We start from the raw sequence: 8930 nt of genomic DNA, 5'->3' as shown, positions 1-8930 counted from the left end.
GCTCAGCCTGGTAGAGCACTGTCTTCGGGAGGCAGGGGTCGGAGGTTCGAATCCTCTCGCTCCGACCATCAGTCGGGCGGTCTTTCTTTGAAAGGCCGCCCGTTTTCGTTTTCGCACATGAAAACCTTCGCTGGTGCCGAACTCTGCTGCATCTGCACGTTTGCAAGACAGCATCTGACCGCCAGCATGCTCTTTCACGAACGACACGGCAAAACGCCCCTAAAGGATAGCGAATCCCCATACAAAAAGTAGGGCAATGCGATCGCATCACCGTAAACGACGAGGATCATAGAGCTTTTTCGCATTCAACTTTCGGACAAGATCAAAGAGCGCCAAATGCGTATTCCCGTGCGGAATTCCTGCTTTTGCGCCCGACAGCAAGTTGCGTTTTTGCACCGCAATAAAGATATTTTCTTTCGCAAACGAGGAAACAAACTTGCTCATCCTTGCGAAATACGCTTATGCTTCGCCCTGCAACATAAAAATCGGGGAGAAAACCGCCCAATAATAAAAGCAAAAGGCGGTGGTCGGCCTCACGTGGTATTACCAATTTCGGACTTCTTAGGGAGGAAGACGAATGACTTTTTCTAAAGTGCTTAAATCGGCAACTTGCGCTGCCGTTCTTGCTGCGGCTGCGTTCACGGCAGCCCCGTCTGATGCGGATGCCCAGGAGCGCGTTCGCTGGAAAATGGGCTCGACCTATCCGGGCAGCCTGACCCAGCTTGGTACGCTTGGCAAACGCGTCGACGACAAGATCGACGAAGTTTCCGGTGGCAACATCAACATCAAATTCTATGAGCCGGGCGCCCTTGTGCCAGCACTGGAAGTTTTCGATGCCGTTTCGACCGGCTCGATTGATGCGGCTTTCTCCACCCCGGGTTACTGGGCAGGTAAAGTTCCGGCCCTGCAGCTGTTTGGTGCCGTTCCGTTCGGCCCGCAGGCTGGTGAATATCTGGCATGGGTCAAGTTTGGCGGCGGTCAGGAAATCTTTGACAAGCTTTATGCCGAACATGGCATCAAGTCGCTGTTCTGCGGCCTGATCGCACCGGAAGCATCGGGTTGGTTCTCCAAGGAGATTAATTCGCCGGAAGACCTTAAAGGTCTGAAAATGCGCTTCTTCGGTCTTGGCGCAAAAGTGATGGAAAAACTTGGTGTTTCCACCCAGCTTCTGGCTGGCGGCGACATCTATCCGGCACTTGAGCTTGGCACCATTGACGCCACCGAATTCTCCATGCCGGCGATTGACCTGAAGCTCGGCTTCCACCAGGTCGCGAAATACTACTACTTCCCGGGCTGGCATCAGCAGTCGACCCTGTTCGATCTGATGATGAACAAGGAAAAGTGGGATGGTCTTTCCGACACCCAGCGGGCCCAGATCGAATCCGTATGTAACGACAACCTTGCATATGGTTTCGCTGAAGGTGAAGCAATCCAGTTCAACGCCCTGAAAGAACTTCAGGAAAAAGGCGTAAACATCAAAAAATGGTCGCCGGAAATGCTCGACGCCATGCGTGGTGCCTGGGAAGAAGTTGCAGCCGAGCTTTCGGCAGAAGATGCGAACTTCAAAATGGCTTACGAAAGCCTCCAGAGCTTCCGCGCAAACTACAAGATCTGGAAAGACATCGGATATCTCGATTAATCCAACAGGTCTGAACGACTGCTAAGCCAGTCGACAAAACAAGTCTCGGCAAGGCCGGGTGCTCCGTGCCCCGGCCTTGACCGCGATAAGAAGACCCCGGGAGACCTTCTATGGAAGCGCTACTGAAATTTAGTGACGGCATCGACGCCATTGTGACCCGTGTGGGAAAGTGGGCCAGCCTGCTTGCCATACCGTTGATGATCGTCATCCTTTATGACGTGATCCAGCGTAAATTCGGCGGGCAGGGATCCATCAAGCTTCAAGAGCTTGAATGGCACCTGCATACCGGCCTGTTTATGCTGTGTTTCGGGTTCGCCTATATTCGCGACTCACACGTCCGTATCGAACTTATTCGCGATAACCTTCGCCCCCGCACCCGTGCCATCGTCGAGATGATCGGCGGACTTGTTTGTGTGCTGCCATTCTGCGCGCTGGTGCTGTATTTCGGTTTTGATTTTGTTGCCCGCTCGTTTGAAAGTCACGAGGTATCGGCCTCCACGACCGGCCTGACCCATCGCTGGATCATCAAATCGACCATCCCCATCGGCTTTGGCCTTCTCGCCATGGCGGGGCTTTCAATCTTCCTGAAATGCTTCGTCTTTGTCTTTGGCCCGACCAACCTGCACAGGCGCGCAGGCTATTATGTCGGCACCCACCATCTTGAAGACCTTGGCGCTGCCAAGATCGAAGACTGAGCGGAACGGGGATAAATCCAAATGGGTAACTTCTATATCGAAGACTGGTTTCCGCTGTTCATGTTTGCCTCGCTGGGCATTCTTGTCTTCACGGGACTTCCGGTTGCTTTCGTCATTTCCGGCATCGGGATTGCCTTTGGCTTCCTGGGCATGGCCTATGACGTTTTCTCCTTTATTGAATTTTTCAATATCGTCTCGCGCATCTGGGGCGGCATCTCCGAAAATATGGTGATGGTTGCTGTGCCCATGTTCATATATATGGGCACGATGCTTGAAAAAAGTGGTGTTGCAGAAGACCTTCTGGAATGCCTCAACATGCTGCTGCGCAAGGTTCCTGGCGGTCTTGCCCTGTCGGTCACCCTGATGGGCACCATCATGGCGGCAACCACCGGCATCATCGGCGCATCGGTTGTGATGATGACGCTTTTGGCCCTGCCAGTCATGATGCGTCGTAACTATGACCCGTCGCTTGCCACGGGGACGATCGCAGCATCCGGGACGCTGGGTATTCTGATCCCGCCATCGATTATGCTGGTTCTGATGTCCGACCTTCTGTCGGTATCGGTTGGCAACCTGTTCCTGGCAGCCATCATTCCGGGCCTGATCCTGGCGGGTCTTTACACCGTCTATATCTTTGTGCGCTGTCAGCTTAACCCATCCCTTGCCCCGCCCCTGCCGGAAGGCGAAGCGGTTCACGGCAAGGACCTTGCCATGATGGTAGTGCGCAGCTTTGTACCGCCGGTCTTCCTGATTGTTCTGGTTCTGGGTTCGATCTTTGCCGGTTTTGCAACCCCGACCGAAGCCGCAGGCGTTGGCGCGGTTGGTGCGACCTTCCTTGCATTGGTCAAGGGTCGCCTGAAATGGCCGGTCCTGAAAGACGTCTGTGAACGTTCGGCCCTGACAGGTGCGATGCTGTTCTTCCTGTTTGCTGGCGCGACGGTGTTCTCTTATGTGTTCCGTTCGCTTGGCGGTGACGATCTGGTGATCGATCTGGTTGAGGGCGCCGGTCTGGGTCCGTGGGGCATTTTGCTTCTGCTGATGCTGATCGTGTTTATCCTTGGCTTCTTCTTTGACTGGGTCGAGATCACCCTGATCGTTCTGCCGATCTTTGCACCGGTCATTGCCCAGCTTGATTTCGGTCATCACCTTGATATCGGTGGCCTTGAAGCAAGCGAAGCACAGGTTCTGACCTGGTTTGCAGTCCTTGTGGCGGTGAACCTGCAAACAAGCTTCTTAACCCCACCCTTTGGATTTGCGCTTTTCTATCTCAAGGGTGTGGCGCCGAAATCGATCTCCATCCAGCAGATCTACAAGGGGATCATTCCTTTCGTCCTTCTGCAGGTTCTGGGTCTTATCCTCGTGATGTATTTCCCGGAACTGGCACTCTGGATGCCAAATACGCTGCTTGAGTAGCGTAGAGTTCAAAACCAATGATAAAGGGCGCCGTTTTATCAACGGCGCCCTTTTTTCGTTCTGGCGTTAATTACCCAAAAGAAAACCGCCCGGATCATGGATCGGGCGGTTCTAACGTCTTTGTGACCTTACTCGGTTCGGATCGGCGCGTGCGATCAGTGATGCATTGGCCGTTCGCCGGGAAGCTGCAGCATGCGGCCCATCAGATAATCCACATCGTCTGAATCAAACTCGACGCCCAGATCACCATATTGGGTCAGAACCCGTTCAATCATGCGGCGCGAATAGCGTTCCTTGTCGTGCTCTTCACCATCAAAGGAGGTTTCGCGTGCGACTTCGATTGCGGCACGGACACCCGGGAAGAAATGCTCCGGCATGCCGGCCTTGTTATAGATCGCCTCAAGGCCGAAAGGACCGCTATCGTGAATAAGGATGCGCGTATTGATCAGCGAGACACCAGCCCGTTTTGCAAGTGCAGCTTCAAAGAAGGACACATCGCCCATGCAAAGTGCGCGCAGGATCAGGCCGCTGGTCAGGCGATTATTGTTGTGCAGATGTTCGACAAGCAGTTCGACATCGCGTTCTTCAACCCCGTCACCCAGCAGACCGATGGTCGCGCTTTCCTGTGACTGGGTCATCACGGCATTGACGATGCCTTCGGGGATGTGACCCCGTGAAATCAGCTGGGAACGCATGCGTTCCGACACCAGCGTCACCATGCGTTCGGCAATCGTGATCGGCAGGTGGTTGCGTTCGATCATCGGTTTCTGGATGCGCTCATTGTCGCCGAAATCATCAACGACCTTCTGAAGCGACACCTCGCTGATCTCGGCCCCCTGGTTTGACATCAGATCGACCATCACGTCTTCATGGCCGATATCAACCAGCGTTGCCGAAACGACCTCGGACACATAGGCACGCGAGGCAATCGCGCGCTGCTTTTCGACACTGTCGGCGTTATCACCAATGATATCGACAAGATCGTCGTCATTGAGAACTTCGGAAAACTCAAGAACCGGAAGTGCGACTTCATCGACGTCGCGCGCAAGCGTTGCGGCAACATCGTGGGGCACAAGCGGTGTCTGGGCGAGGTTCTTGGCAAGGGCCTTGCGCACACGGACTTCCGCGTCACGGATCATCAGACGGAAAATATCTTCGGCCAGAACACGTTCGCTGTCCGTCAGGGTTTCGGTCGTGAATTCACGACTGATCTTTTCCGCCGTATCGGCACGGTTTGCGCCGGACGGGTCCTGAACCAGCTTGCTCAGATCTTCTTTGGTGATACGTGGCAATAGATATCTCCTGGCACGCTTCTCACATGGCTGCCAAATTCCTGCGCAAGATTATACTTCTGGCAGGGAATCGACAAACATATTTTCCTTAGTTGGGGCACAAGACCCTGATTTTCAACCATCCTGTTGATCAATTCTATACCGGGTATTTTCCCGATCAGAAAGGTTGTCATCAGACCATCTGCCACCATAGCGCAAACACACTATTTCAGTCGCAATTCAGACGCCAGCAATCAGAGGCTGCGAAATCTGGCAAATTCCGACAGCAAAGGCGAAAAATTGACTAAACTCAAATTCTTCACCATCACATTATGATAAATCTGGTTACCAGTTTTTGAAGATCAAGCAATCTCGCACCATCTCAGACGATGACAAGAGACTATTTTTGATCTTACGGTTACCCGCATATGCGCCGCATAACGGTGCATCGTCCCGATCACCGGGCACTTCGAAATAAGAGAGAGGCTTTATAATGACGTTCTCGCGTAAACTGGTTCTCGTTGCCAGCTCCCTCGCCTTCCTGTCTGCGGCTCCTGCGATTGCCGGCGATGCGGCAAAGGGTGAAAAACTTTTCAAACGCTGCGCTGCCTGCCACAGCCTTGATGCTGGCGTAAACAAGGTCGGACCGAGCCTTGCTGGCGCGTTCGGTCGCGAATGCGGCACGGTTGAAGGCTTCAAATACGGCAAGGGCTATCTTGCAGCCTGCGAAAAAGGTTTCGTTGCCGATGAAGCATTCCTGACCGGCTACCTTGAAGATCCGTCCGCGAAACTCAGCGAGATCGCTGGTTCCAAGGAACGTTCCAAAATGGCCTTCAAACTCAAAAAAGGCGACGATATCGCCGATATCATCGAGTTCCTGAAGGCGCAGTAACTGCTGCTATCATCTGAAAATGCGAAATGGCCGGGGCATATTGCCACCGGCCATTTTTGTTGTCTGCTGTTACGACAAGCCGGCCGGCGCTATGCCGCCTCACGCCGACGCAGAATTTCCTCGCCGATCGCGCGCATCTGCTCGACGCTCGCGACATCCAGTGTCGAGGTAACTTCAAGCTCGCGGTCTTCATAGACATCACGGTCAGGATGTTTGTTCGCCCATTCGGCAACCGCCTGATCACGTTCCCGGATCAGCTTTTCGATTTGCGGGCGGAACAGGATCATCATACCAGATACCCAGCGATTAACCGGCCAGGATGGCTGCGCATGGTCGATGACAAACCCGTCAAGCATGGCAATGACATCTTCCGCGTCGTACCAGACTTCGCCGGTAACCCAGCGGTTGGTGGTAAACAGGCGCTGACAAAATCCGAACTCATCCATCGAAAACGCAATCAGGTGCGACAGCGCATCATTGGGGCCTTCGGGATAGTCAAAACCATCAATCTGTTTGGGCTTGCATCCATCCGGCATGCCACGCGGGCGCATGAAGGTGTGAAAATGCCCGTGCTCATCCCAATCGCGACGTTCTTCCTTGGGATGGGCATGATAATAGAACTGCGCATGTGACTGACGATCATAGACATCGCCTTCGGGGTAATGGTTCCATTCATAGAATGTCCCCGCACTTTTGATCAGTTCACCAACGATGTTATCGCCGGTCGCCGTCAGGACGCGGTGACATTCCATAACGTCACGCCCCGCAGCCAACATCTTTTCAAGATGATCTGTCGGGATCGACGCCAAATCAAGTGTATCTTCAGTCATATCTTTACCAACATCGTTGCGATCCACCCGTTATTCCGTCTGAGCAGAATGGATGGTTTGCGACCGATCGCGCCAATAAACCCCTTTCAACAGTTAGTGATTTCAAGGCGCTTTGCAACAATCTTCGCAACAGCTCAGCGATCGCGCATCACCCGAAAGCCGATCAGGATATGTTTGAGATATTCCGGACGCCCGTGACGGGCAGCTGGCCGACAGACCCCGCACCCGCGATCATCCCATGATCCACCTTTAACGATGCGATAGCCCGGCTGGGAAGACGTCGACGTCCATTCAAACACCTGACCCGCACCGTCAAGCACGCCATAGGGTCCCGGCTCGAACCGGCCAACCGGCATGGTATCAAACGGGCCGTTATCGGCACTGTTCAACCGACCGGCGTCAAAAATATTGCCCCACGGATAGAATGTGCCGTCCGGTCCGCGTATCGCCTTTTCCCAATAAAGTTCATCGGGCAGGTGCCACGTCTCACCGGTCTTTTCACTCAACCACTGGGCATAGGCATTGGCATCCTGCCAGGATACCAGCACAACCGGGTGGCGGCCGCGCCCACGGGGTGGGCGACCATTTTTCCAAAGGAACGGTATAATGGTGTCATAGGTATAAATCAGGCCCTGACGTTCCCAGTCTTCCTGACTGATATCAGGTGCCGGGTGACCGGTTGCGTTGACGAAAACAGCGTATTGGTCATTGGTCACCGGTGTCTTGGCGATATCATAGGCCAGAAGGTGGACGTGCCACTTATCGGTTTCGAGATCGTACCAACGATTACGGCGACTGATATCGTGGCCATAGACCTGCTCGTCAATCTGATAAGCATATTGCCGTTCGACAGAATCGGACCCCTGCCAGAACCAGCCAGACGGAATGCGCACCACATCGGGGATTCCATCGCCTGCAGCCTGTGCGTGGGAGACTCCCGCAACGGCCAAAAGGCATCCAACAGCGCAGAATTTCCAGATATCTGCGATACAGTCCCCGACTCTCATACAAACTTCCGTCCTGATGGGCAGCGTGGCTCACGCTTTATTCAAGCGCCACAACATATCCTGCCCCCTTGTTCCCTATCCACAAGATGCGGAAATTTCGCCACACTTTCAATCGGTTTGACGGTTTCCGGCACGAATTTATCACATCTTTTTTGTGAAACAGTCTTCTAATTAACTGTACGCAAACAACTTTTTGAACACGCAGGGCTCACATAACAGTGAAACCATGTGACGCCGCAGCGATGAAAATTTGGACCATAGTGCCTTCACCGACGGGCGACAGAACGCCCCGGCTGAAACTTACCGGACATCCAGAGAGGCACTAATGACCAAGAAATCCAAGACTTTCGCACATAAGGCACTGATCCCGGCAATGGCGATCGGCACCACCCTTGCCATGGCAACCCCGATGGCGATGGCAGCCCCGCTGCCGGCACCGACTGCTGAGGTCGCAAGCTGTGCGCCATGCAGCCCTTGTGCAGCCAACCCGTGCGCGGCTAATCCCTGTGCAGCAAACCCATGCGCTGCCAACCCGTGTGCTGCCAAGAAAGTCGTTAACCCCTGCAGCCCGTGTGCTGCGAACCCCTGTGCGGCAAACCCGTGTGCAGCAGCCAACCCGTGTGCTGCCAATCCGTGCGCTGCGAACCCGTGCGCAGCAAACTGATCATTTGATCTGTTCCAACAGCAACGGGGGCGATGCATTCACATCGCCCCCGTTTTTCTTTATCTTTGAATTGCCTGACGATCTAGTCGCGAACGACCATGACCGAGCAATCCGCATGGCGGACAACGCGCGCCGCGTTCGGGCCCAAAAGATAGTCTTTGAGTTCCGGGCGATGCGATCCGATCACGATCAGGTCGCAACTGGTTTTCTTGGCCATCTGCAAGATGACCTCGTAAACCGTTCCCTGACCAACGATGTGCTGAACCTTGATGTCTGAAGGAATGTGTTCAGACACAAACTGGTGCAGACGTTCGTTATAGGCATCAAGAACCTTGGTTTCGTAGCCCTTCGGGAAGAACTGACCGACCATCGACATTCCGACCGTGGGTACCACTGTCAGAACATGAAGGCGCGCGCCAAAGCTTTGCGCCTGCTTGATGGCGACCGGCACGGCCTTTTTCCAGGAAGACTCATGATCAAGATCTACTGTGACCAGAATATCCTTGTACATGTTCACTC

At 53.9% G+C, this 8930-nt stretch carries 10 protein-coding genes; 5 read left to right on the top strand and 5 right to left on the bottom strand.

Annotated elements, in window-relative coordinates; translation table 11 throughout:
• Positions 1–267: 267 nt before the first annotated feature.
• On the bottom strand, positions 268–444 hold the full coding sequence (locus tag CMO10_RS09615) for a hypothetical protein (RefSeq protein ID WP_297021238.1): 177 nt from the start codon (positions 442–444) through the stop codon (positions 268–270).
• Between the two features lie 133 nt (positions 445–577).
• Here CMO10_RS09615 and CMO10_RS09610 point away from each other — a divergent pair, with 133 nt between their 5' ends.
• The 3 genes from CMO10_RS09610 (at position 578) to CMO10_RS09600 (ending at position 3747) form a co-directional block, all read left to right on the top strand.
• Positions 578–1639: a TRAP transporter substrate-binding protein gene (locus tag CMO10_RS09610; protein ID WP_044828049.1), complete on the top strand. Its 1062-nt coding sequence runs from the start codon at positions 578–580 to the stop codon at positions 1637–1639.
• A 110-nt stretch (positions 1640–1749) separates the two neighbouring features.
• Positions 1750–2334, top strand: coding sequence for a TRAP transporter small permease subunit (locus tag CMO10_RS09605; protein ID WP_297021231.1), 585 nt, complete (start codon positions 1750–1752; stop codon positions 2332–2334).
• A 21-nt stretch (positions 2335–2355) separates the two neighbouring features.
• Positions 2356–3747, top strand: a complete 1392-nt coding sequence (locus CMO10_RS09600; protein ID WP_297021228.1) for a TRAP transporter large permease — start codon at positions 2356–2358, stop codon at positions 3745–3747.
• A gap of 155 nt (positions 3748–3902) precedes the next feature.
• Here the strand turns inward: CMO10_RS09600 and spbR are convergent, their stop codons facing one another.
• The gene (gene spbR, locus CMO10_RS09595) at positions 3903–5039 is read right to left on the bottom strand and encodes a SpbR family protein (protein ID WP_297021225.1); all 1137 of its coding nucleotides are present in this window, start codon (positions 5037–5039) and stop codon (positions 3903–3905) included.
• A 472-nt stretch (positions 5040–5511) separates the two neighbouring features.
• On the opposite strand from spbR, the gene CMO10_RS09590 reads away from it, so the two are divergent.
• A complete protein-coding gene (locus tag CMO10_RS09590) occupies positions 5512–5910 on the top strand; it encodes a c-type cytochrome (protein WP_297021223.1) in 399 nt (132 codons plus the stop codon).
• 89 nt (positions 5911–5999) lie between these two features.
• On the opposite strand, the gene CMO10_RS09585 is transcribed toward CMO10_RS09590, so the two are convergent.
• Both CMO10_RS09585 and CMO10_RS09580 read right to left on the bottom strand, forming a co-directional pair.
• Entirely contained in the window at positions 6000–6740 is a 741-nt protein-coding gene (locus CMO10_RS09585; RefSeq protein WP_297021221.1) for a DUF6969 family protein, read from the bottom strand.
• Between the two features lie 134 nt (positions 6741–6874).
• Positions 6875–7690 carry a formylglycine-generating enzyme family protein gene (locus CMO10_RS09580; protein WP_297021219.1) on the bottom strand — a complete coding sequence of 272 codons (816 nt, stop codon included), beginning with the start codon at positions 7688–7690 and terminating at the stop codon, positions 6875–6877.
• Positions 7691–8072: 382 nt separating this feature from the next.
• Here CMO10_RS09580 and CMO10_RS09575 point away from each other — a divergent pair, with 382 nt between their 5' ends.
• Positions 8073–8411, top strand: a complete 339-nt coding sequence (locus CMO10_RS09575; protein WP_297021216.1) for a hypothetical protein — start codon at positions 8073–8075, stop codon at positions 8409–8411.
• 82 nt (positions 8412–8493) lie between these two features.
• On the opposite strand, the gene CMO10_RS09570 is transcribed toward CMO10_RS09575, so the two are convergent.
• Entirely contained in the window at positions 8494–8922 is a 429-nt protein-coding gene (locus CMO10_RS09570; protein ID WP_297021214.1) for a universal stress protein, read from the bottom strand.
• Between the last annotated feature and the right edge of the window lie 8 nt (positions 8923–8930).

It is taken from the genome of Thalassospira sp., from assembly GCF_002709775.1.
In the GTDB taxonomy this organism is placed as follows: domain Bacteria; phylum Pseudomonadota; class Alphaproteobacteria; order Rhodospirillales; family Thalassospiraceae; genus Thalassospira.
The sequence above is the reverse complement of the archived record's forward strand: the minus strand, read 5'-3'. Positions and strand labels throughout refer to the sequence as shown.

What these genes read in the sequence shown, in the direction of transcription:
- CMO10_RS09575 (WP_297021216.1), top strand. Translation starts at nt 8,073, where the DNA reads ATGACCAAGAAATCCAAGACTTTCGCACATAAGGCACTGATCCCGGCA.
- CMO10_RS09600 (WP_297021228.1), top strand. Translation starts at nt 2,356, where the DNA reads ATGGGTAACTTCTATATCGAAGACTGGTTTCCGCTGTTCATGTTTGCC.
- CMO10_RS09610 (WP_044828049.1), top strand. Translation starts at nt 578, where the DNA reads ATGACTTTTTCTAAAGTGCTTAAATCGGCAACTTGCGCTGCCGTTCTT.
- CMO10_RS09605 (WP_297021231.1), top strand. Translation starts at nt 1,750, where the DNA reads ATGGAAGCGCTACTGAAATTTAGTGACGGCATCGACGCCATTGTGACC.
- CMO10_RS09585 (WP_297021221.1), bottom strand. Translation starts at nt 6,740, where the DNA reads ATGACTGAAGATACACTTGATTTGGCGTCGATCCCGACAGATCATCTT.
- CMO10_RS09590 (WP_297021223.1), top strand. Translation starts at nt 5,512, where the DNA reads ATGACGTTCTCGCGTAAACTGGTTCTCGTTGCCAGCTCCCTCGCCTTC.
- CMO10_RS09570 (WP_297021214.1), bottom strand. Translation starts at nt 8,922, where the DNA reads ATGTACAAGGATATTCTGGTCACAGTAGATCTTGATCATGAGTCTTCC.
- CMO10_RS09615 (WP_297021238.1), bottom strand. Translation starts at nt 444, where the DNA reads ATGAGCAAGTTTGTTTCCTCGTTTGCGAAAGAAAATATCTTTATTGCG.